This window comes from Psychrobacillus sp. FSL K6-2836 (assembly GCF_038003085.1).
Classification (GTDB): Bacteria; Bacillota; Bacilli; order Bacillales_A; family Planococcaceae; genus Psychrobacillus.
The window spans coordinates 136644-157522 of record NZ_JBBOOM010000001.1; the positions used below are offsets into that span (position 1 = coordinate 136644).

The 20879-nt window shown below is 34.8% G+C and carries 30 protein-coding genes; 10 read left to right on the forward strand and 20 right to left on the reverse strand.

The genetic code is table 11. The annotated features are described in order from the left end of the window. Positions 1-24 precede the first annotated feature (24 nt). The 4 genes from MKY37_RS00720 to MKY37_RS00735 all read right to left on the reverse strand — a co-directional run bounded on the left by MKY37_RS00720 (position 25) and on the right by MKY37_RS00735 (position 1444). Positions 25-126, reverse strand: a complete 102-nt coding sequence (locus MKY37_RS00720; protein WP_340772699.1) for a YjcZ family sporulation protein — start codon at positions 124-126, stop codon at positions 25-27. 248 nt (positions 127-374) lie between these two features. Beyond that, positions 375-533, reverse strand: coding sequence for a hypothetical protein (locus MKY37_RS00725; protein ID WP_340772701.1), 159 nt, complete (start codon positions 531-533; stop codon positions 375-377). Positions 534-805: 272 nt separating this feature from the next. After that, entirely contained in the window at positions 806-1048 is a 243-nt protein-coding gene (locus MKY37_RS00730; RefSeq protein WP_340772703.1) for a hypothetical protein, read from the reverse strand. A 147-nt stretch (positions 1049-1195) separates the two neighbouring features. Continuing rightward, on the reverse strand, positions 1196-1444 hold the full coding sequence (locus MKY37_RS00735; protein WP_340772706.1) for a hypothetical protein: 249 nt from the start codon (positions 1442-1444) through the stop codon (positions 1196-1198). Positions 1445-1841: 397 nt separating this feature from the next. Between MKY37_RS00735 and MKY37_RS00740 the strand changes: the two genes are divergently transcribed. Continuing rightward, a complete protein-coding gene (locus MKY37_RS00740) occupies positions 1842-2030 on the forward strand; it encodes a hypothetical protein (protein ID WP_340772708.1) in 189 nt (62 codons plus the stop codon). A gap of 122 nt (positions 2031-2152) precedes the next feature. After that, positions 2153-2692 carry a GNAT family N-acetyltransferase gene (locus MKY37_RS00745; RefSeq protein ID WP_340772711.1) on the forward strand — a complete coding sequence of 180 codons (540 nt, stop codon included), beginning with the start codon at positions 2153-2155 and terminating at the stop codon, positions 2690-2692. Between the two features lie 286 nt (positions 2693-2978). Here the strand turns inward: MKY37_RS00745 and MKY37_RS00750 are convergent, their stop codons facing one another. From MKY37_RS00750 to MKY37_RS00760, 3 genes are all read right to left on the reverse strand, one after another. Continuing rightward, positions 2979-3815 carry an STAS domain-containing protein gene (locus MKY37_RS00750; protein WP_340772714.1) on the reverse strand — a complete coding sequence of 279 codons (837 nt, stop codon included), beginning with the start codon at positions 3813-3815 and terminating at the stop codon, positions 2979-2981. Positions 3816-3918: 103 nt separating this feature from the next. Beyond that, a complete protein-coding gene (locus MKY37_RS00755; RefSeq protein ID WP_340772716.1) occupies positions 3919-4344 on the reverse strand; it encodes a hypothetical protein in 426 nt (141 codons plus the stop codon). Positions 4345-4461: 117 nt separating this feature from the next. Continuing rightward, the gene (locus tag MKY37_RS00760) at positions 4462-5211 is read right to left on the reverse strand and encodes an alpha/beta hydrolase (protein WP_340772719.1); all 750 of its coding nucleotides are present in this window, start codon (positions 5209-5211) and stop codon (positions 4462-4464) included. 137 nt (positions 5212-5348) lie between these two features. Here MKY37_RS00760 and MKY37_RS00765 point away from each other — a divergent pair, with 137 nt between their 5' ends. Then, entirely contained in the window at positions 5349-6224 is an 876-nt protein-coding gene (locus MKY37_RS00765) for a LysR family transcriptional regulator (protein ID WP_340772721.1), read from the forward strand. Between the two features lie 9 nt (positions 6225-6233). Here the strand turns inward: MKY37_RS00765 and MKY37_RS00770 are convergent, their stop codons facing one another. The 4 genes from MKY37_RS00770 to MKY37_RS00785 form a co-directional block, all read right to left on the reverse strand. Further along, positions 6234-6896, reverse strand: a complete 663-nt coding sequence (locus MKY37_RS00770; protein WP_340772724.1) for a GNAT family N-acetyltransferase — start codon at positions 6894-6896, stop codon at positions 6234-6236. A 158-nt stretch (positions 6897-7054) separates the two neighbouring features. Further along, positions 7055-8170, reverse strand: a complete 1116-nt coding sequence (locus MKY37_RS00775) for a conserved virulence factor C family protein (protein WP_340772728.1) — start codon at positions 8168-8170, stop codon at positions 7055-7057. A 26-nt stretch (positions 8171-8196) separates the two neighbouring features. Beyond that, positions 8197-10077 (reverse strand): ABC-F family ATP-binding cassette domain-containing protein, encoded by a 1881-nt coding sequence (locus MKY37_RS00780; RefSeq protein WP_340772732.1) that lies wholly within the window; start codon positions 10075-10077, stop codon positions 8197-8199. Continuing rightward, entirely contained in the window at positions 10074-10706 is a 633-nt protein-coding gene (locus tag MKY37_RS00785) for an HD domain-containing protein (RefSeq protein ID WP_340772734.1), read from the reverse strand. The genes MKY37_RS00780 and MKY37_RS00785 overlap by 4 nt, the downstream gene beginning before the upstream one ends. Before the next feature lie 275 nt (positions 10707-10981). Here MKY37_RS00785 and MKY37_RS00790 point away from each other — a divergent pair, with 275 nt between their 5' ends. From MKY37_RS00790 to MKY37_RS00805, 4 genes are all read left to right on the forward strand, one after another. Beyond that, positions 10982-11488, forward strand: coding sequence for a spore coat protein (locus MKY37_RS00790; RefSeq protein ID WP_340772736.1), 507 nt, complete (start codon positions 10982-10984; stop codon positions 11486-11488). 28 nt (positions 11489-11516) lie between these two features. Continuing rightward, positions 11517-11948: a spore coat protein gene (locus tag MKY37_RS00795; RefSeq protein ID WP_340772738.1), complete on the forward strand. Its 432-nt coding sequence runs from the start codon at positions 11517-11519 to the stop codon at positions 11946-11948. Positions 11949-12148: 200 nt separating this feature from the next. Continuing rightward, on the forward strand, positions 12149-12367 hold the full coding sequence (locus MKY37_RS00800; RefSeq protein ID WP_340772741.1) for a spore coat protein: 219 nt from the start codon (positions 12149-12151) through the stop codon (positions 12365-12367). A 385-nt stretch (positions 12368-12752) separates the two neighbouring features. Continuing rightward, positions 12753-12956 (forward strand): cold-shock protein, encoded by a 204-nt coding sequence (locus MKY37_RS00805; RefSeq protein WP_090561500.1) that lies wholly within the window; start codon positions 12753-12755, stop codon positions 12954-12956. Positions 12957-12996: 40 nt separating this feature from the next. Here the strand turns inward: MKY37_RS00805 and MKY37_RS00810 are convergent, their stop codons facing one another. Further along, on the reverse strand, positions 12997-13185 hold the full coding sequence (locus MKY37_RS00810) for a zinc-finger domain-containing protein (RefSeq protein WP_340772745.1): 189 nt from the start codon (positions 13183-13185) through the stop codon (positions 12997-12999). Between the two features lie 112 nt (positions 13186-13297). Here MKY37_RS00810 and MKY37_RS00815 point away from each other — a divergent pair, with 112 nt between their 5' ends. After that, the gene (locus MKY37_RS00815) at positions 13298-13696 is read left to right on the forward strand and encodes a reverse transcriptase-like protein (protein WP_340772748.1); all 399 of its coding nucleotides are present in this window, start codon (positions 13298-13300) and stop codon (positions 13694-13696) included. Positions 13697-13723: 27 nt separating this feature from the next. Here MKY37_RS00815 and MKY37_RS00820 read toward each other — a convergent pair whose 3' ends face one another. The 7 genes from MKY37_RS00820 to MKY37_RS00850 form a co-directional block, all read right to left on the reverse strand. After that, a complete protein-coding gene (locus tag MKY37_RS00820; protein ID WP_340772750.1) occupies positions 13724-14200 on the reverse strand; it encodes a hypothetical protein in 477 nt (158 codons plus the stop codon). A gap of 16 nt (positions 14201-14216) precedes the next feature. Then, positions 14217-14858, reverse strand: a complete 642-nt coding sequence (locus tag MKY37_RS00825; RefSeq protein WP_340779808.1) for an MOSC domain-containing protein — start codon at positions 14856-14858, stop codon at positions 14217-14219. A gap of 132 nt (positions 14859-14990) precedes the next feature. Continuing rightward, on the reverse strand, positions 14991-15191 hold the full coding sequence (locus MKY37_RS00830) for a cold-shock protein (RefSeq protein ID WP_053589685.1): 201 nt from the start codon (positions 15189-15191) through the stop codon (positions 14991-14993). 160 nt (positions 15192-15351) lie between these two features. Beyond that, the gene (gene coaW, locus MKY37_RS00835; RefSeq protein ID WP_340772768.1) at positions 15352-16176 is read right to left on the reverse strand and encodes a type II pantothenate kinase; all 825 of its coding nucleotides are present in this window, start codon (positions 16174-16176) and stop codon (positions 15352-15354) included. A gap of 25 nt (positions 16177-16201) precedes the next feature. Next, a complete protein-coding gene (locus MKY37_RS00840; protein WP_340772771.1) occupies positions 16202-16510 on the reverse strand; it encodes a DUF4870 domain-containing protein in 309 nt (102 codons plus the stop codon). A 51-nt stretch (positions 16511-16561) separates the two neighbouring features. Then, positions 16562-18079 (reverse strand): amidohydrolase, encoded by a 1518-nt coding sequence (locus tag MKY37_RS00845; RefSeq protein WP_340772774.1) that lies wholly within the window; start codon positions 18077-18079, stop codon positions 16562-16564. Further along, the gene (locus MKY37_RS00850) at positions 18076-18645 is read right to left on the reverse strand and encodes a DUF1836 domain-containing protein (protein WP_340772776.1); all 570 of its coding nucleotides are present in this window, start codon (positions 18643-18645) and stop codon (positions 18076-18078) included. Before MKY37_RS00850 ends, MKY37_RS00845 begins: the two co-directional genes overlap by 4 nt. A gap of 134 nt (positions 18646-18779) precedes the next feature. Here MKY37_RS00850 and trhA point away from each other — a divergent pair, with 134 nt between their 5' ends. Next, complete coding sequence (gene trhA / locus MKY37_RS00855) at positions 18780-19427, forward strand: PAQR family membrane homeostasis protein TrhA (RefSeq protein WP_340772779.1); 648 nt, start codon at positions 18780-18782, stop codon at positions 19425-19427. Between the two features lie 512 nt (positions 19428-19939). Here trhA and MKY37_RS00860 read toward each other — a convergent pair. Beyond that, positions 19940-20389 (reverse strand): OsmC family protein, encoded by a 450-nt coding sequence (locus tag MKY37_RS00860; protein WP_340772782.1) that lies wholly within the window; start codon positions 20387-20389, stop codon positions 19940-19942. Positions 20390-20477: 88 nt separating this feature from the next. Between MKY37_RS00860 and MKY37_RS00865 the strand changes: the two genes are divergently transcribed. After that, complete coding sequence (locus tag MKY37_RS00865; protein WP_340772786.1) at positions 20478-20855, forward strand: hypothetical protein; 378 nt, start codon at positions 20478-20480, stop codon at positions 20853-20855. Positions 20856-20879 lie beyond the last annotated feature (24 nt).

Genomic DNA, 20879 nt, shown 5'->3' on the forward strand with positions numbered 1-20879 from the left:
CTTAATCTCGAAAGTATTAGTTTTCTAATAAATAAAACTTGCTCCTACAATAATTAGCAAGATAAACAACACTACAATCAGCACGAAGCCAGAGCCGCTTTGACCATTTCCACCGTATTCAGACATCATATACTCCTCCTTTCCAATTACTATTTATACATTATGCAGAGATAATAAAATGGTAAAGGTAATTTATCTTGTATTATGAATTTTATTTTTTTCTTTCTGTGGTGAACCGTTACTAAGCTTCTTTAAAATAAAAAAAGACCTACTTAAATGAACAGGACTTTAATCACTTATTTAAATCATCATATACTCGTTTAATACAGTTGCAAGTCGTTCTCTTGTAATTGGATCCTTAGGATATTGAACAATTAGGTATTCTTTTCCTTAGTCCACTTCCAAGCTGCTGCGTGAGTTTCGATACTTACAGGCCCCTTACTATCCTGTCCTGCAGATAAGGCTACATATTCAACTGCCATAGCGATACCGATCAAAACAAAAATAGCAACGTTCTGAATAATTCCTGACATGCTTCGCTACTGCTCCAACTTTTCTTGTGAAATTACCGCATTATCCCTGTCAGCATCAACATATGAAGCAACATAAAAAACGAGGATCACTATAGCCTCGTTTACGATTTGTAGCATATACATCGCAAAACTTGCAACTAGCACTCCCACTGATTTAGTAATTGTTCACTTCAATCTCGACACTAGCTCTCGGTCATTCCATCACTCTTACCTTCTATTAATATGTATGGCAACTAAAAAAACGCCCGGATGGACGTCCTTCTGTTGATCACTTATTTGTTTTTAATATAGTCCATACCTTGCGCTGTTATTGCTAAAACTAGGTTATCTGACCCTTGCCCGCTATCTATGACATATTCCTTTTCGATAAGGTATTCAATAGCTTGTTTGCTATTGACGTCAGCATTTACCATTGCTTTAGGTAGTGTATAACTTCCGCCATTATTAGCAAAATGATAATCATACAGACTTTGTAACAAAATATCTGATAGTTTATTAATTTCTTCATTAATCATGAATAATCCCTCCTCAATATTCAATATACAACACAAGAGGAGAAAATACTTGATTTTCGCTTTCGACACATAATCCTTCAAATCGCCTTACTCTTCGGTACAGCTAATAACATATCCGAATAAAGGAAAAGGAATTCTTCTATAAACTCATGCGAATAACCCGGCTACAACAATAACAACCACAATTATTACCGATAACCCAAGCGAAAGAATTATTGAAAAATAACTTCTCAACATTAATAATCCACTACTAGCGGTTCCAAGACCACCTACCGCAAGGAGTAAAGTAATTATAGTTAATACTAAAACTATATATAGTGGATGAATCCCAATATCTAGTGATAAAGTATAGAAAAAATTCTTTGATGTAGAAACGAAAAATAAAGCTACTGACAATAAAGATAAGAAAAATGATCAGAAGTTTAAATCTTTTTTCATCTCGCTAACTCTCCTTTATTTCTATCAGTCTTCTTCGATACTACAATATAGACAACTAACTTAATACCATTAATAATAAGACGAGTATAAGCTCTGATTGGTTTCTAAGATTCTATTTTTCCTAAACATATACGTTTGCTTACTGAAGCTGGAGCCTGAATTGAATTGTATTCCAAATGCTTCTTCTAATGATATTGTGGTCGCCCTAGCATCATGTAGTTTATTGCAAAAGTTATGGCAATCGCTACAACACACGGAGTATAACGTAGATCCGGATCTTTTGTAAATCATCAAATATTCCAATCAAATGAATAAATTTAAGCAGAATGGTTCATGCTTATAAAAAAAGAAGTAGGTGAACGCTATTACTAAATTAGAAGTAACGTTGAATAATTTTTATGTTGAAACACTCCACGATTTAGTTAGACAATTCAACGAACTAGTTCCTGAGCATGCTCCTTATAAATATTCGACGCAAGACGTTTTGGAATTACTAATCCTAAAGGAGTATGTAAACGGTGAAATAAATACTACTAGACCTTGAAAAGGGTCTATTTTTTTGTAGGGACGTTATTTGTTTGAAATTCGTATTTTCTAAACAAATTATCTTCTTTTTCCATTATGATATAATTATTTAGGTAAATTTATAATAGAAAGGAAGATTAGATGTCCAAAACCTTAAATATATACATAAGACCACTTGTACTCTCAGATGCTGTTGAACTACTAAATTTAGAAAAAAGAAATCGAGCTTTTTTTAAAAACTATTCTATAACTCATCCAGAAAATTACTGGACTCTAGAAACCCATAAAGAATTAATTGAAAAATGGGAACAAAATACAAAAAAGGAGATAGAATATCGATTTGGAATTTTTACAATCAATGGAGACGTTCTTATAGGTACAATCGGCTTATTTCAAGTTTTCCGTGGACCTCGTCAAAGTGCACTTTTGGGCTATTCTCTAGACCAAGAACAAAATGGCAAGGGCTATGCTACCGAAGCTACTAATCTGGTTGTTAATTATGCCTTTGAAGTGCTAAATTTGCATCGAATTGAAGCAGGAGTGATGCCAGATAACATAGGATCCATTCGAGTTTTAGAAAAAGTTGGCTTTCATAAAGAAGGAATAGCAAGGAAAAATGTTGAAATTAACGGACGTTGGGAAGATCATCAAATGTTAGCAATATTAAATCCAAATCACTAACTTAACTTTATTAATTCTTAGCAGTGCTTTAATATACTTAATTCCCCCACTCCCATGTGATAACTATGAGTGGGTTTCTTTATTTCTAGGCACCAGATGCTAATACCCCATCCGATAAAAGGTCCACCCAAAACACTGGATTTATGAAAAGGATAATTAGCTAATTTCTTATGCTGAAAAAGAACGCCCGCAATGGACGTTCCTAGGTAACTTATTAAATTGATTTGCATAGTGAAGAGCTTAAATGTATCTTCAAAAAAGACTAGGTTCATTATTCACGAATAAATTAGATAAGAAACTCTTTCAATGCACGTTCAACATTTGTAGCTACCTTTATTCCACTGAAATCAATTCCAAGACCAATCATAGTTTGCGCAACTTCAGGTCGTACTCCAGTTAGAATTGTCTCAACACCTAATAGCTTGAGCGCAGCAATTAGTTTAAAAATCTGATCTGCTACCATCGTATCTACAATATATACCCCAGATATATCAATAATCAGTTTTTCTAGATTTAATTTTAAAGCAGTACTCGTTGTCTCTTCCAACAAGATTTTCGCTCGTTCAGTATCTAAATTTCCGATTAACGGCAAAATTGCATAGCCTTTTTTTAGAGGAACTACAGGAACTGATAACTCTATTAGGGCTTCTTTTGCTTTAGTGAGTGTTGATTCGAAATTTTTAATATAGGTCAAACTAAATGCATACGCCGCGTGATCCATTAACGGATCAATTATCGATCCAATTTTAAAAACAATATCCAATGTCATATTATTTGCCATGACCTCAGCTTTAATCCCTCTCCAAATATATGAACGGTAATACCTCGTATCCTTTAACGCTTCTTCAAGAGGAGCACCAGACATAAAAATCATTTCGCCAGTTTCCTTGCCCCAGTTTGAAATAATTTCAAATGATTCTTCTTCTCCCAATTGATTTTTAAGAATTTCACCAAAAAGTCCAATAAAATTAGCCCGAATATTAATAATTTCCTGTTCAAAAGGAGCAACTTGCCCCCTTTCTAACTCGGTGTATTCAGCAAGTCTGGTATCGTTTACTTCTTTTGCAATATGGAATCTATTTGCAATAATCCTTTCCCCTAAAAATACTATTTCATTTTTCATTAGTTTACCCCCTGTATTCACTCTCTCTCTATAATAACTCTACTATAGAAAAGAAAGTTCGACAAAAGAGGTTGGGAATCCTTCCAAACTGGTAAATCTATAATTATTTAGACAATTCCTTATAAGCTAGAACTTTTAAAGCAAGCATTTCTTCTTCAGTCAGATTGCTTTCTAGCTTATTAAAAATTTTTTGTTTTTCCTCTGCCGTCATTCCATTTTGTGCTTTGGATTGTATTTCTCGGATTTCCCCAATGCCAAATTTAGTAATTAGAGCTCTTGTGGCTTCTTCTTTTGTTTGGTAAGGAAGCTTACTACTATCTACATCCTTACCCTCTGCTATAAATTCCTGTAGCTCAGGATCATTTTCAATTTCCTCTTTTATCGTTTCCAGCTGCCCGCTATCCTGTAGCTCTACAGATACCTTTTCCATCACTTGATCGGCAACAAGCTTTGGCCCAAAATAATAAGCTGCTACCACGATAATACCTAAAAAAATGACTATGCCAAAAAGTACTTTGATAAACTTCAACTGTATTCCTCCCAGAACATGATTACTACATATCATACTACAATCACCATAATAAAAAACCTTTTACATATCTAGCGGATTTAGACGCTCAATAGTAAAAGGTTTTTAAAGAAGTTATTAAGAAGCAATCCATTCAACTTGATTGAGAAATTCGTATACATCCTCGCATACTTTGTCTTTCTCTTTTCCAACGGTAATTATATGACCAGATTCTTTATACCAAATAATTTCTTTTTCATCCGTTTCTACTTGCTCATGAATGTAGGAAGCACTTTCTTTATAGACCTCATCATCTAACGAACCCTGCAGGACTAAAGTTGGTGAATGGATGAAAGCTAGTCCACCACTAGTCATTTCTGTTATTTCCTGCACCCCGTTTAAGGATTCTCTGTTTATGTTCTTTAATTTTTCTAGTTCCTCTATTATTTCTTCTTTTGATTTGCCTTCAAATGATTTATAGATTTTAGCATAATTATATAACCGTTCAAATAACCCATCCGTGCTGTTTCGCTTTATAGGAGCACACATCGATACAACAGCTTTTACAGGAAACTCTTCTGCTACCTTCAGGGAGAAAACTCCCCCTAGCGAAATTCCTGCTACCGCAATTTCTTCATATCCTAGTTTTTTTAAATGATTATACCCATTCACTACATCTTGCCACCACTCAGCTGGACTTGTTAATAACAATTCTTCCGGTGTAACACCGTGTCCTTTGTACAGAGGTGCATGACAAGTATAGCCTTTTTTTTGTAAATACTGACCTAATCTTTTTACATCCTTTGTGCTCCCTGTAAATCCATGGAGCAATAATACTGCTCTTTTCCCGCCTTCTAATGTGAAAGATTTAGGTGCTACAACTTTCATTTGAATATCCCCTTTATTTCATTAAAGTATTAAACTATTGAACTAATAGTAGCATTGACTATTTATAATGTATAATTTATTATTCTTATTAAAACGATACCTTTTGTGCATCAATTAGACAGGAAGGAAATGATTGAATGGAATGGCAACGATTAGAATATTTCCAAACACTTGCAAAGATTCAACATATGACGAAAGCCGCAGAAATACTAGCTATTTCTCAGCCAGCTTTAAGTAGATCCATCGCAAGTTTGGAGCAGGAAATTGGAGTTCCATTATTTGATCGACAAGGCCGCTCTATCATTTTGAATAAATACGGACAGCTGTTTTTAAAAAGAGTCAATAAAATTATGAAAGAAATGGAGGATGGTTTAGAAGAAATCCAGCATATTATAAATCCTGAACACGGAGAAGTTTCGCTTGGTTTTTTACATACTTTAGGTACAAGCACTGTTCCTAATATTATACGTGCGTTTCATAAGGAGCATCCACATATCACCTTCCAATTTCAACAAAATCATACTCATACCCAATTGAAAGAACTAAAACAGGGGAACTTAGATCTATGTTTGGTTGCGTCCATGGAAAACGAAAATCCGATTGAATGGACGGAGCTTTGGCGAGATGAATTGTTTGTGATAGTTCAGGCAAACCACCCACTTTCTTCACGTAGGAGCATTCGGCTAAAAGAAATAGCGAATGAGTCATTTATAGGGTTGAAAAAAGGCTATGCACTTCGAAAAACAACAGATGAAATATTCGAGAATGAAGGATTAAAGCCAATTATTTCCTTTGAAGGAGATGAAGTCGCAACTGTTGCAGGCTTCATCGCTGCTGGACTGGGGTATTCCATTTTACCGTATGGAGGAGAAATGGATAGGATGACTAAATTGAGGATGGAAGATGCTACATATGAACGTGTGATTGGTGTGGCCGTAGTAAAAGATCGCTATCTATCCCCAGCTGCGAAGTTATTTCATCAGTTCGTTTTGGATTATTTTTTGGCTAGGTAATGGTTTTGCTTACTCATATGATTTGCTAAATACACATTGAAATCGTTCAATGCCTGGATACTTTTCACCAAGACTTGTTATATTAAATCCGATAGAAGCATAGAATTCCACTGCATCCTTATCCGTTTCTACAATGATAGAATCTATTTGAAATTTCTCGATAATAAAATAGATCATATTACTACCAATTTGCTGCTTCCTATTATTTGGGTTAACAGCAATATGCTTAATCTCACATACACTCGGAGAAACAAATTCTATTCCTATACAACCAACAATATCATTATCAATAATCTTTCCATACAACATTTTATTTGGTACTGATAAGTAAGAATGATACTCCATATCCACCTTCTCTTTGGATGTAGCAAAGCATAATAGCTCCTCTATCTGAGGGGGTATCTTTTTCGACTCGATTTGTAGCATAAGTTCTTCCTCCAATTTCTGTGATTGCGACTGGCAAGCTGCACGAGCGATATTCTTTGGGGCAAATGTATAGATGTAGAAACCATAACCAAGATTTCTTAGTAGAAGACCGGTTACTTGCTTGCGTATGTCATTTACTTGCGTCCACTCAATTGTTACTTGTTTACCTATATAATTTACTTGCGCTAACTGGTTGTTTACTTGCTCAAGATACTGATTTACTTGCGTAACAGTAAATTTATCCATTAATGATGTGAATATATATGTGATGGTTGATTTATAAAATGAGGGTTTTTCCTATACAGCCAACATCCGTGTAGAATATTTGATTATAGCTGGTTTTTTTAAATCAAAACGCAAAAAAGTTGTTCCTTATAGCGAACAACTCTTTTGCGTTTTTCAATCTATTTTCTTGCTTCACTCATTTGTTTCCAAACGGATCCTCTAGCTTCCTCGCCTCCTTCAATACGGGCAATAGCCATTAGCACTTGAAGTTTTACTTCGTATTCTTTATCATCCATTGCGTCTTTAAGAGCTGGTAGTGCTTCAGTATCACCAACCTCGTAAAAATACATTGCTGCTCTCCAGCGAACTAGTTTGTTTTTATCGAAAAGAGCAATCTTCATCGCATCTGCAAATTGTTCGAATCCTAAGTCACTCATTGCATCGCCAGCTGTTCTTCTAACTGCTGAACTTTTGTCTTTTAGAGCAATTTCTAAATAAGGTACAACTGCTTCATCCTCTATTAATCCAAGGTAAACTGTAGCTAGTCGTCTAATAGATACTTGCTCATCTTGTATTGCTCGTTCCAGTATAGGCAGATCCTCTATTTCTGGGTTGATCAGGTTATTTAGTAATTGAAAACGTCGCTCCCATTCACTTACTTCAAATTGGTCCAATGTAAATGGTACTCTTATAGGCTTTTTGTCTTCTTCGTTTATATCTTTATCTGCAATAAGTTGACCTAGCTTGCTTTCCGGAAAAGTTGCTTCTAGCTCTTTTACTAACTGTTCTCCTATTTCCTTCTGATCACCATAACGAACGCCATAATCTACCCACTTACGTAGCAAAATATAGTTTTCTTTATCGCCCTCCATCGCTTCATCCAACGCCTTAATAAAGCGTTCGGATAGTCCATATCTCGATTCGGATTCACTATCGAAAACCTTCACCTGCAGAGGAATACCTTTATATTGCTGAACATGTACATAAACTTCTCCGTAATGCTCTAATGGTTTATCTGTATCGTTTGCTTCATCATTTTCAGCACCGAAAACATTTTCGACACTCGCTAAAATTGTTTCCCAAGCAAACTTCGCAATACGCTCAATTGCAAGAAAGTCTGCCACATGGTAAACACCTTTAACGCCTTCAATATCAAAGATAGCTTGAATTTCCTTTGGAGCATCGGCTATATTGTCTTTTTTATAGTTATGGCTTTTGCCAAAAGGCAACTCCTGATCTATAACCACTTTCATCGTATTTGGACTTGGTGTCGGCTCAATCGTTACTATTTTCATCCTGTACATACCTCCAGTAAGTTAAGTTAAGAAGATGCTATTTCTTCCAAATAGGACCATCTTTCAATTAACTGCTCATATTTGGCGTTAGCTTCTGCTAACTCATTCGTTATATCTTGCAGTAAAGTAAAATCAGAACCAGCTGTTTGCATTTTACCTTCTAATCGCTCTATTAACTGTTCTGTTTGTTCAATTTCTTGCCCTATAGTTTCCCATTCTCTTTGTTCTTTATAGGAAAATTTCTTCTTTTCTTTTACTACTTTTTCAGGTGATTCCACTTTTATTTGTTCTACTATTTCCTTTGGAGTTTCTTTTGGTGCATCAAGCATATCTGAATATACCCCAAGCCATTCAGTTACTGTACCATCACCATTTAATAGCCAAAGCTTTTTGGCAATGCGGTCCAAGAAGAAACGGTCATGGGAAATCGTAATAATTACACCTGGAAAAGATTCCATGAAATCTTCCAGAACAGATAATGTTTGAATATCTAAATCATTTGTAGGCTCATCTAGGAAAAGAACATTGGGCTGCTCCATTAACATTTTTAATAGTACTAGTCGTTTCTTTTCCCCACCAGATAGTTTTCCGATTTGGGTACCATGTGTGTTTAATGGGAACAAGAATCGCTCTAACATTTGAGCAGCAGAGAATTTTTCTCCAGAACCAGTTTCTATTAAATCGGATGATTCACGAACATATTCAATCATTCTTGTTTGTGGATTCAACTCTGGTAACTGTTGAGTAAAGTGCATTAACTTAACCGTGGAACCTTTAATTATTTCACCTGAATCCATTGGAACTTCCCCGGCAAGCATTTTAAGGAGCGTACTTTTCCCTACACCATTAGGACCTACAATACCAATGCGATCTCCCGCTTGCAGTAAAAAAGAAAAGTCTTCAACAATTTTCTTCTCATCAAAGCTTTTGGTAATACCTTTTCCTTCTAACACTTGTTTTCCGAGTCTTGTTGTCACCATTTCCAATTCTAAATTTAGGGCGGAATTATCACGATCAATACTTGCGTCTATCTCTTCAAATCGGTCTTTTCTTGCTTTTTGTTTTGTAGATCTTGCTTTAGCCCCTCTGCGAATCCATTTTAATTCATTACGGTATAAATTTTGAAGTTTTTGCTGGGATGCAGCATTCATTTCTTCACGCAATGCTTTTGACTCTAAATAGTCTGCATAATTTCCAGTGTGCGTATATAAGGTTTTATCTGCAAGCTCATAAATATGTGTTGCAACGGTATCTAAAAAGTATCGATCATGTGTTACAAAAATGATAGAACCTTCAACTCTTTGTAGCATTTCCTGTAACCAATCAGTTGACTCTTTATCTAAATGGTTTGTTGGCTCATCCAACAATAAAAGATCTGCTGGTTCGATTAATACTTTCGCTAGTGCTACTCTTTTTTGCTGACCTCCAGATAGATGAAGGATAGATTCCTCAAATTGAGTTATACCCAATTTAGTTAAAGCAGTCTTTGCCAATGAATTGACATCCCATGCTTGTAAATCATCCATTTTCTGCTGCAGATCCATCAATCTATTTTGTAGTTCAGTCGAATCCGAGTTTTCCATTAACGCTATTAAGGCTTCCTCGTACTCTCGATTAATCTTTAATATTGGAGAATCCCCACCAAATACGGTTTGGATTACTGTTTCATCCTTTTCAAAAGTTGGTTGCTGCTCCAAATAGGCAATACGATATTTGTTTGGGTGATCTCGTTCAATAGAATCTGCTTCTAATTCACCTGCAATAATAGATAGAAAGGTAGATTTACCTGTACCATTTATACCGATTAAACCCGCCCGATTTTGGTTGTTAATAGTAAAGGATATATTTTCAAATAAGGTCTTTTCACCGACTGTTTTTGTTAAATTAGAAATGATTAAATGACTCATATATATTCTCCTGTTTCTTTACGTAAGTTTTCTAGAAATAGTTCCATGAAGGCATGTCGCTCTACTGCAAGTTCTTTCCCTTTTTGCGTTTGCATTCCTTCTGATAGCTTTAATAATTTTTCATAAAAATGTGTAACCGATGCTGTTTTTTTCGTTCGATATTCTTCTACGGACATATTTTCCCTTGGAGTTTCAGAAGCGTCATAAAGTAGTCTTCCTTTTGCACCGCCATATGCGAACGTTCGTGCAATACCAACTGCTCCAATTGCGTCTAATCTATCCGCATCTCGAACAATTTTCGCTTCTAAAGTATCCGCTTTTACCTCATGACCTCCATTAAATGATATTGCTTTAATCACTTCTTTTACCTTAGCTATTTTTTCTTCCGATAGATTTAGCTGTTTAATGATTCTTTCTTCCTCTTGCTTTTCAGCTGTAGAATATTTAGGATCACTCACATCATGAAGTAATACTGCAAGTTCAATAATCTCCCTATCTGCAATAGGCTCTGTATCCGCAATTTCAAATGCATTTTTACGCACTCTTTCTATATGTTGAAAATCGTGACTAGCATCAAAATGCATGTACACGTCTTTAACCAAATTCTCACATAGCTCAATAAGATTCATCTTTTTATTCTCCTCAAGTTTGATTCATCACCTCTATTATATACAATAAAGCTCTTTGACTGTAATATTTGCATTTATTTTAATGGACTTGAATACAAATTCATTCTCCCATAGGTTTTTCATATATAGCAAAAAGCTTTCTAGCACTCATTTAAAATAGTTTTATTAGTTTAGTCAAATAAACTATATCCTTTTTTTAAAAGCTCATATGTTATATAAATCCGGTTGTAAAATTATTGCAACCTGGAAAAACAATTGAGGAAGGAGTTTATAAAATGAGTCATTGGAAATGCACGCATTGTAAGTATGTTTGTGAAAAACCTGCTAAAAAATGCACACGATGCAATAATCATCATTGGGAGCAGGAGGAAGAAGATAAAAACTGGCATCACTCTGAAAAAAACGAGGATGCAACAGTTTTTCAAGGTGGTGGTCAGTTTTCATCTGTCGACCAAGAGTCCGACGAATTAATCTGGATAAAAGATTCTTGTAACGTAACTGTTCGATCAACAGATACACAAGCAGCTGTTTCGCTACAAGTAGGCTTACAACTTGCTATAGCGCTTGTAATTAGCATAGCAATCGGTAATACAACTCAAGGTCAAGCTGTATCTCAAGAATTGTTCCAAAAGTTTAATGATGAGCAAACGAACAAACAGAAAATTTATGTAGATAATTCAAAAGACGTCAATATTGTAACTACTGATACGGACTTATCAGTTAATATCGAAGCTATGTTACAAATTTTGGTAGCATTAGTTGCGAAATTGGATATTTTTTAATCAAAAATAAAAGAGGTGAATAAATATAATGGAGAAAAGAAAATGGAGAGCATTAGATCATTGCGATACTTCCTGTAATAATAATAACAGTGATGTCCTACAAGACGGGGAACAAGTAGTATCTACAAAACAACAATCATTTGAACGGATTATCGTTAAGGATTCCGAATGCATTGAAGTACGATCGACAGATACACAAGCAGCGATTTCGCTACAACTAGGAATACAAGCAGCAATTGCAGCTGTTATAAGTGTCACTATCGGGGATTCTGAACAAGGAAGAGCTGTAACTCAAGATCTCAACCAATTTATCAAAACAAAACAAAGAAATGTTCAAACAACAATAATTGAAGGCTCTAAAAATATTACCGTGGTAACTACAGATACCGACTTGGCAGTTAATATCCAGGCTTTGCTTCAAATACTTGTGGCTATCGTTGCAAAATTAGATATCCTATAGTTTTTACGCGAAAATATAAAAACGATTTGAATAAATTTAGTTGGATTTTTCAGTGTACTAGAGAAAAGCCTTACTTTGAACACTTAAGAAAGTAACTTACCGGATATTTTTATAGAAAAAACCGCTCATTTATACTGTTCAATTTTCCTATAGTTGCATATGTTACTATTGAGCAGATTTTAAGTGAAGGAGTGAACAATGTGAGTAATTTACCAGAAAAACCAAATTCTATTTCAAACAAAGTAATTGATCTTCTAGTGGATGATACACTTAGAAGAAATGGTATAGATCCGGAAAACATTAAAGAAAAGTTAACAGCTCAACAAAAAAAGCAATTAAAGGAATTAGTTGAAGATTTAACTCATCAAGTTAACACATTTACTGATCAACCAACTACGGATAACAAGAGCTCAAAATAAACTATATATGACAGCCAAATATTTAAGGCTAGGAAAAAAGATTAATTGATTTTATTCCTAGTCTTTTATATTTTGTTGTTTAGTTATTATGCACCTTACACACTACCTGACAATAAAAAAAGTGGCAGGGCTAGGCACCAAATCAATTTCTGTCATAAATTTAAAACATGCTCAGAGGGATATTTTGTCTTGGAAATTACTTTTCCAATAGTATTATATACTAAGCAATTTATTAATAATTTCATTATTTAGATCTACAAACTATAATTGTGCACAGAGAAGCGGAAAAGCTAAAATTCGACATATTATTGACGAAGACTGACAATTCAAGTATAGTTTATGTATCCATTTATAGAATCTTCAGTGGATTAAGGGAGGAACGTTTATGCAACAGGGGAAAGTAAAATGGTTTAATAATGAAAAAGGGTATGGTTTCATCGAATACAACGATGGAGAAGATGTATTTGTCCATTTTACAGGAATTCAAGGTGATGGATTTCGAGCATTAGACGAAGGTCAACAAGTAACGTTCGAAATAGTTGAAGGAAACCGTGGACCTCAAGCTGCAAACGTGATAAAAAACGAATAGAAACGCTTCTTCCCGCGACAAAATTAGTCGTGGGGCTTTTTTATTTTGAACCCTTTAGGTTACTACCTATTCGTTTAATACTTTCACCAACCGTGCATTGTTCTATGCAAAATCTATACGCAATTGATTTGCCGCTTTCTTTTCGTAATTGCTTCCGAACAAAGCAGCCATCACAATAAGTATCTGATAAATAATCAATTTCATTTATAAGCTGTGTATTTTTCAACATTTCTACTCCTCACTATTTCATAATTGTACTATTATGTTACTTTTATTTGCAACTATCCCTTTAATCATTCAAACTAGATGTATCCATTATTCTTTTTTAAAAAGGTGATTATATGTTAGAAGTTTATATTGACGGGTCGACCACTGGCAATCCAGGACCAAGTGGCATTGGTGTGTTCATAAAAGGTGAAGGACACCATGTAAAAATAAGTGAATTTATCGGAGAATACTCCAATCACACGACGGAATTTATCGCATTACAAAGAGGTTTAGAAGAGGCAAAAAAACTATCTCCTTCCATTGTTTCAGCACGTACTGATTCACAAATCGTTTGTGCAGCAGTAGAAAAAAGGTATGCCAAGAATCCCGAATTTGCAGCTATATTGGAGAAAATTTTAGCCACTATAGAAGGGTTTGATCTGTTTTTTATCAAATGGATCCCTGACGATCAAAACAAAGCAGCCCATGCTCTTGCACGAGAGGCTGTATTAAAACAACTGCCTAAAAAGTAAAAGGCAGTTGTTTTTAGCTCTATGAATTTATAGCTCTTCATTATTTTGCAATTGTTCAAAATCCAATTCAATCGCTGTTTTTGCTTTGTTTAAAAAATTTACAATGACCTCGTCACTGCCAAACAATTGAAAAATAGAAAGCAGTGGATTTTTCGGTTTATTTATAGAAGTATAGATGAATTTTGTTATTTTGTCACCTTGACTTACTAATTCATATTCCGTTGTCATATTAAATCGGTTATTTAGAAGAAAACTTTCCTGAATAGCTTTGTAGTTAGGCTCATTTGTATATTTTTTTATCGTAATTTCATACTGCTCTATCAAAGATCCATTTTGATAGCTTTGATTTATCATTGTACCTATAATTTCTTCCGTTTGATCAATGATTTCCTCATCTACTACTTTTGGAAATATCTTTTTCTTTTTGGATATGTCTCCGTAAAAATAAGACCACGCAAATTCAATAGGTACATGGAGTAAAATTTCTTTTTTCCATTTTTTCATTGGTTTTCATCCTATTCTATTCTAGCTTCGATAACATCTTTTGGAGTTTGACTCTCCACTCATCTGCTAGCTCATTTACTTTCAGAACATTTTCTATTCCTTCTTTTGAGTCTTTTTGATAAAAATAAATGGAATGAGCATAGGAAACAGTAATTTTTTCCGGATGTTCGAAAACTCGTTCGATACGATCTGCGTTAGTAATTCGACCTTCTTTAATAACACGACATAAATAACCAGTGTGACCAGTTTCAATCATTCGTTTCATCAGGGGTTTTACACCAGTTCTTTTATTGATCGTATTACAAGGTATTCTTCCTTGAGTTACTTCAATAATTGCCTCCCCAATGGAAAAGCGATCTCCAATATGTATATTTTCTTCTAGCATATTTTCTACTAGCAAGTTTTCACCAATTGCACTTATGGGAAAATTCATTTGAAATTCCTTTGACCAGCTTCTGTAATGTTCCATGCTGTACATGCAAACCGCCCTGTCTAGACCACCGTGATGCTTTAAATCTGCCACCCCGTCATTATTAAAGCCATCCTTTGTCAAATATGCTTCAGTTACTTGATTTTTAAATATTCCTGAACGAAGCTCTTCTCCTAACTCGTTCCTCACAGTTCTAGGTTTACCTATTGAAATTGCAATTAGTTTCATTTCCTCCAATTTTCAAACACCTCCAAAATATTACTATAATCATAGCATATTATCGAAATAATCGATTACTTTTAATGCAAAAAAACAGACTCTCTTTTGAGAGCCTGTTAAAGTTAAGTTTTAGGTTTAAAATTAAGCTTTAACTACGTTAGTAGCTTGAAGGCCACGTTGACCTTGCTCGATTTCAAAAGTTACTTCTTGACCTTCGTCAAGAGATTTGAAACCTTCGCTTTGAATAGCTGAGAAATGTACGAATACGTCGTCTCCGCCTTCACGTTCGATAAATCCGAATCCTTTTTCTGAGTTAAACCATTTTACTTTACCTTGTTCCATGTGTATTTCCTCCTCGTATGCAGCAGCTGCACACATTGTGTTACTATCCTTGCTCAACACTGTTAAGTAAAAGTGTTGCCACCTACTAACTAACCGAACAAAAATAATCCTCTTTAAATATAACATGCATTCTAGGAATATGCAACAATTATACCCAATATTATTTAGTGTTTTCTAATAATGCACCTATCGCTCCGCTATAGCCATGTTTATCTAAAAAGATTGGTTTTTTTAGCTTTAAAATCGTATAGGATTCAATGATTTGCTGGAGTAATTCATTGTCCTCCAAGGTAGTACCTATGTATATAATATCCTCCACTTGATGTGCATCTGCGACTTGGATACAAAGTGAAGCAACTACTTCTCCTATTATTCCTTGGACACCAGCTAACAAATCGGAAGAGCTATTATTGTTGTCAGTATTCAATGAAATACCACCAAAATTACTGGCTGTTAAGGTACCTTTTAAAGGGAGCTTATTATTTTTGTAAATGTCGCTTACTAATACATCAATTTTAGTCCTACTTCCTGCTAGAGATTGTTTTATGATCTCTTCAAAATCGGATATACCTGTTAATGCCATACCCAAACCAAGAAGAGTTCCACCTCCAATACCTGTACCGCCTAATCGTTTATGTATATTTTCTTCCATAATATGTATAGAGGTACCCGTACCAATATTCGCTATAATAGCAGCTTTAGGCTCAATTGATCCTAGCTTCATTTGATACATGACACCATTCATAGTCGCATCAAACTCAACTATATATGGTATTTCTTCACTTGAGCTAAAATGTACTTTTAATTGCTCCGCACGACCACCAGTGACGCAGATAGAAGCATTCGGATGATTAGTTTCAATCCAATCCTTAACTTGTCGGAAATCTGATGAATGAAATCGTTCAAAGTTCATCTCATTATGTTCATTCCAATAAGCTATTTTTGTTAATGTTCCACCTGCATCAATACCGATTCTAGTAGTCATTCTAATTCCCCTTTATGTTATGACACTACTTTATCCATGATCCTACAATAGGATAGTTAAAGGTGTCTCCTGTAATCGCTTTAACAATTCCAATAATCGGAACTACAAATGCCATTATACCAAAAATGATAAGCATCGGAATACCGATTAGAAGAATAATTAAAAAGAAGGAAATAGTTAACAATACAGCCATTACTAATTGAAACAGTACAGCTTGTATGGATAGCTTTTTAATTTCTTCGTCATTTACTACTAAAAATAAAATAAATGGTACTAGAAAAGGGGCAAACCATGTACTTGCATGAAGCAAGATTTTAAAACCTGTGTTTTCCATTTTTATCTCACTCCTCTCCTACTTTTATACGGTTGCACTAGATGAATAGTTTCACTTTTTCTTTTCATATACTACTTTACCCGCTACAACTGTCTTTTCTACCACAGTGGATAGAATGTTTTCTTTTTCAAGCACATTATCTAAAATAGTAAAATCTGCATCAAAACCAGGTAATATTAATCCTCGCTTATTTTCTTCCCCTATAGCTTTTGCACTACCGGATGTATATAAGGATATTGCTTCAAATACTGTTAACTCCTGTTCTGGCAAATATGAATTATTAACAGCTGCATCTATACCAAGCAACGGGTCTGCTAGTTCGATTGGTGAATCAGATCCTCCTGCACAATCGAAACCTTTCTTAAGTAGCGATTTCCAAGCATAAGCCCATTGTAATCTGGAAGATCCAATTCTTTCTTTTACCCATGGAAAATCGGAAGTGACAAATATTGGTTGTATATCCAGTATTATTGGCAGCTTTTTCATTCGCTCAACAAGGTCAGCACGCAATACATTTACATGTATTAATCGATCTTTCTTCCCCTTTGGTACAGGATGTTTTTCTATTAAATCTAATATTTTCTCAACAGCTAGATCACCAATTACATGCACTGCAATATTTTCATTATAGCTGCGAGCCAATTTTACTAGATCCTCTAGCTTTTCTGGGCTATGGACCTCAACGCCTTTTGTTCCTGTGTCGTCTGCGTAGTCTTCAGATAATAACGCTGTCCTGCCACCTAATGAACCGTCAACAAATATTTTCATCGCTCCAAATTCGATAAAAGATGACGTTTGTTCTCCCTGCATTTGTTCAAAAACCGCATGATGTCGCAACAGATGAACTCTAAAGCCTTCTTGTACCGTTTCTCGATATGCTTGTAAAGGACCTTCATATGGTCCGTAATAGGCCATATCCTCTGTGTGAACCCCGGTTATACCTTTTGACTTTAAGTCTTCTATACTAGTAGCTATAACCTTTTTCAAATGTTCAGTAGTATTCAATGGTATATGTTCTGTTATTAATTGCTGTGCTTCATCATAGAAAAGACCATTAAGTTCCCCGTTTTCATCTTTACCAATTACCCCTCCAATTGGGTCAGGAGTTTCTTTAGAAATACCAGCTAAATTCATTGCGGCTGTATTCGCTACTAAAACATGTCGACATACCCTTTTTAACACTATCGCCGTTTCAGCTATGAAGTCAATATCCGTACAAGTTAGCGGTCTGCCTTCTTCCAGTTTATTGTCGTTCCACCCTTCCGTTATATACCATTTTTCGTTCGTAATATGAGAAGCTATGGTTTCTCTTATTTGTTTAATAGAAGTAAAAGTAGACAAGTCTATATAGGATAGCTTCTCCCCATGACCAATTAAGTGAATATGGCTATCAACAAAACCTGGATACATAGCACACCCATCTAGTGATTCCACATGATCCGCTAGTGGAAGAAGATCTTTTTTTAAACCGGTTTTGAGAATGATTCCATCTTCTACTAACACCGCTTCCGCAAAATCCTCTTCTGCTTTCATTGTGATAATATTTCCATTTGTCCATAGTGTTTTCACTGCCTTGTCCCCTTTCTTAGTTCCGTTAATTCATCTACTAGAAGTTCAGCTGCTTTTCGATAAGCATTACTCATATTCGAAAGCGAAGCAATGAGTAAAATTAGTTTATCAGTTTCCTCTGTTTCCTGATTTTCCACTTCTATTTCATGGCTTTTCATTTCCTCAAGAAAGTTCTGAGCATTTTTTTGTTGGAGTTTCACCCAGGAATGATAAAATTTTTCTAATGGAAAGTCTTCCGTATCGATCTTTTCATTTATCGGCTCTAATACAGATTTAATATCCTTAATAGAAAGTGCGCCTTTTAACTGATATATCAAGCTGATCATCATAATATGGTCTTTGGAGTATTTTTTGTTTTTAATGGGTATAAATAATTTTCCTTTTGCATAATTATTGATCATCGTTTTGGTCAATACCTTTTCTTCTTCATTACGTAAAGACTCACTATATGTTGCATCAAATAACTGAATCACTTGGTCCATATACAAGTCGATAGTTGGAATATCTGCTTCATGTATAGTGGACTCCAAACCCAATTTTTGTGTGATTTCCTCAGATTTGCTCACTAAAATACCTCCAGTTTATACATTACGTTTATCATAACTTAAAATACATTCAAGGTAAACCTTGACTAAGTGTCATAATAGTAATACATTTATACGTAGTTACTGAAACTACATGAAGAGGTGGAGATATTTACATGAATACATATATTAGAGAGCCGTTTAATAGTCTGTCACACTTATTGGGAGCGTTATTAGGGGTAGTTGGACTAATCCTAATGTTAATGAAGGGATTTGAACTCGATAGTCCTCCCCTAACTTTAACTGCAATAGTTGTTTTTGGTGTTAGCATGATTTTGCTTTATACAGCATCTGCTACTTATCACTGGTTGATAGGAAAAGCTCACCATATACAATTTTTAAGACGACTAGATCATTCCATGATATATATTTTAATCGCTGGCACCTATGCACCATTTTGCTTAATCACCTTGAATAACACTTCTGGATATGTCTTGTTTACTATTATTCTATTACTAGCAGCAAGTGGTATTTTGTTTAAAATGATTTGGTTTGATTGTCCGAGATGGGTTTCTACGGCTATTTATATCGGCATGGGCTGGATGATAATTTTCTTAGCACCTACACTAGCTGACTCTCTAGGTTCTACAGGATTATTTTATCTAATTTTAGGAGGAGTCTCTTATACTATTGGAGGAATCATATATGGGGTAAAGCCAAATATTCCATTCATAAAGAAATTAGGATTTCATGAAATCTTTCATATGTTTATATTGTTTGGGACGTTGTTTCACTTTATCTGTATTTATGTATATGTATTGTAAGAAGAACAGTGCAAAAAGTGGTTTGATCCTCTAATTTCAAAACCTGTTTCTATCGTTTCAAAGTGCTTTGGACAGACGTTTTACTATAGAATTACCGAGTGAATTTTTAGTGAGTAATGGTTGTGACGGTCGCCTGCGCATCGTTCTCCCACAACTTTTAGAAAAAGGTTAGTGCGTTTTAAATAACTAGAAAACTGATAATTCCCTATTCATAAAGGAAGCTCAGTAAGATGCAATTTCGTAAGCTAATTCGCTTATTTATTCGATATATACTAACAATTTTATTTATTTTCAATTGAAAAAGAAAAGGAGACCCCGCAGTAGCGTAGCGAAAGAGAAGGAACTGCCCTCGCTCAGCTAGAAAGCGTCCACATGTACCGGAAATCAGCAGGATTTGTTCCTTTTTGAAAGTTTTGTGAACACAGTGTTCAAGCTACTTTTTATATACTTTATTCTAAAAAAACTGCTTGTTGTGACATCCATCACAGCAAGCAGCTTTCTTTGCGCTTATTTTATGGCGTTTGAACTCCCACTAGCAGTGTGGGTTCAAGCTCAATTTCTACATTGCCTTTTAGAGCTTTACTTATCATACAAGTATCTTCTGCTTTCACTAGTAATCGATTAGCCATTTTGGAGTCTTTTTCATTAACTATTACTAGTTTAGGTCGATGAATTATTTTTTTGTATGTAAAAATGCCATTCGTCACATCTACTACAGCAGATGATTCAACAACGAGTGATACCTTTTCTATCTGACTTCTCTCTAGCATGGCAGCAAGTGTAATAATATAACATGTCGTGGCTGCTCCAAGGAGCATTTCGTCCGGATTTGTACCTACTCCTGGACCATCCATTTCTGGTGGGATTGAAATGTTTGTTTGAAGATTCCGCGCATGAACAGTTCCTATATCATTGCGGTTACCTGGCCAATCTGCTTTTAAATGAAAATAATGTTCTGTCATCAATACCATTCCTCTCGTTCTTTTGCATATTCTATTGGAAATAATATAAAGTTCCAGTATGATTAATAAATGAAGGTAGGCGAATCAATTGTTAAAAAATTATGGGAAAATTGCAATTTCGATTATTTTTATTTCTATGTTTTTACTTATTTTAGGTATTAAATATGTGTTGGGTCAAGACTTGGTTATTATGAACTTGCTTGCATTCGCAGCATTTTCAATAGTAATCGGTGTTTTAGCAGGTGCTATGTTGCTTTATAAGTTACGTAAAGCCTTTTATATATTCGCTATTGGATTACTAATTGGATTTTTTGAAATGTATCGTTCATTTATTACTGGACCAGAAGAATTTGGAGACCTTGCGGGAATTCTTTCCTTATTTATCTTCACTGCATTTGGATTTGTGATTGGGTTAATCGTTGACGCTATATATTATTTACTAAGAAAGAACGAGCAAAAGGATTAGATACTTTGATCCTTCCGCTCGTTT

Coding starts and splice junctions, on each gene's coding strand:
- MKY37_RS00720 (WP_340772699.1), bottom strand. CDS start 126: ATGTCTGAATACGGTGGAAATGGTCAAAGCGGCTCTGGCTTCGTGCTG.
- MKY37_RS00725 (WP_340772701.1), bottom strand. CDS start 533: ATGTCAGGAATTATTCAGAACGTTGCTATTTTTGTTTTGATCGGTATC.
- MKY37_RS00730 (WP_340772703.1), bottom strand. CDS start 1,048: ATGATTAATGAAGAAATTAATAAACTATCAGATATTTTGTTACAAAGT.
- MKY37_RS00745 (WP_340772711.1), top strand. CDS start 2,153: ATGTCCAAAACCTTAAATATATACATAAGACCACTTGTACTCTCAGAT.
- MKY37_RS00750 (WP_340772714.1), bottom strand. CDS start 3,815: ATGAAAAATGAAATAGTATTTTTAGGGGAAAGGATTATTGCAAATAGA.
- MKY37_RS00760 (WP_340772719.1), bottom strand. CDS start 5,211: ATGAAAGTTGTAGCACCTAAATCTTTCACATTAGAAGGCGGGAAAAGA.
- MKY37_RS00765 (WP_340772721.1), top strand. CDS start 5,349: ATGGAATGGCAACGATTAGAATATTTCCAAACACTTGCAAAGATTCAA.
- MKY37_RS00770 (WP_340772724.1), bottom strand. CDS start 6,896: ATGGATAAATTTACTGTTACGCAAGTAAATCAGTATCTTGAGCAAGTA.
- MKY37_RS00775 (WP_340772728.1), bottom strand. CDS start 8,170: ATGAAAATAGTAACGATTGAGCCGACACCAAGTCCAAATACGATGAAA.
- MKY37_RS00780 (WP_340772732.1), bottom strand. CDS start 10,077: ATGAGTCATTTAATCATTTCTAATTTAACAAAAACAGTCGGTGAAAAG.
- MKY37_RS00785 (WP_340772734.1), bottom strand. CDS start 10,706: ATGAATCTTATTGAGCTATGTGAGAATTTGGTTAAAGACGTGTACATG.
- MKY37_RS00790 (WP_340772736.1), top strand. CDS start 10,982: ATGAGTCATTGGAAATGCACGCATTGTAAGTATGTTTGTGAAAAACCT.
- MKY37_RS00795 (WP_340772738.1), top strand. CDS start 11,517: ATGGAGAAAAGAAAATGGAGAGCATTAGATCATTGCGATACTTCCTGT.
- MKY37_RS00805 (WP_090561500.1), top strand. CDS start 12,753: ATGCAACAGGGGAAAGTAAAATGGTTTAATAATGAAAAAGGGTATGGT.
- MKY37_RS00810 (WP_340772745.1), bottom strand. CDS start 13,185: ATGTTGAAAAATACACAGCTTATAAATGAAATTGATTATTTATCAGAT.
- MKY37_RS00815 (WP_340772748.1), top strand. CDS start 13,298: ATGTTAGAAGTTTATATTGACGGGTCGACCACTGGCAATCCAGGACCA.
- MKY37_RS00820 (WP_340772750.1), bottom strand. CDS start 14,200: ATGAAAAAATGGAAAAAAGAAATTTTACTCCATGTACCTATTGAATTT.
- MKY37_RS00825 (WP_340779808.1), bottom strand. CDS start 14,858: ATGAAACTAATTGCAATTTCAATAGGTAAACCTAGAACTGTGAGGAAC.
- MKY37_RS00830 (WP_053589685.1), bottom strand. CDS start 15,191: ATGGAACAAGGTAAAGTAAAATGGTTTAACTCAGAAAAAGGATTCGGA.
- coaW (WP_340772768.1), bottom strand. CDS start 16,176: ATGACTACTAGAATCGGTATTGATGCAGGTGGAACATTAACAAAAATA.
- MKY37_RS00840 (WP_340772771.1), bottom strand. CDS start 16,510: ATGGAAAACACAGGTTTTAAAATCTTGCTTCATGCAAGTACATGGTTT.
- trhA (WP_340772779.1), top strand. CDS start 18,780: ATGAATACATATATTAGAGAGCCGTTTAATAGTCTGTCACACTTATTG.
- MKY37_RS00860 (WP_340772782.1), bottom strand. CDS start 20,389: ATGACAGAACATTATTTTCATTTAAAAGCAGATTGGCCAGGTAACCGC.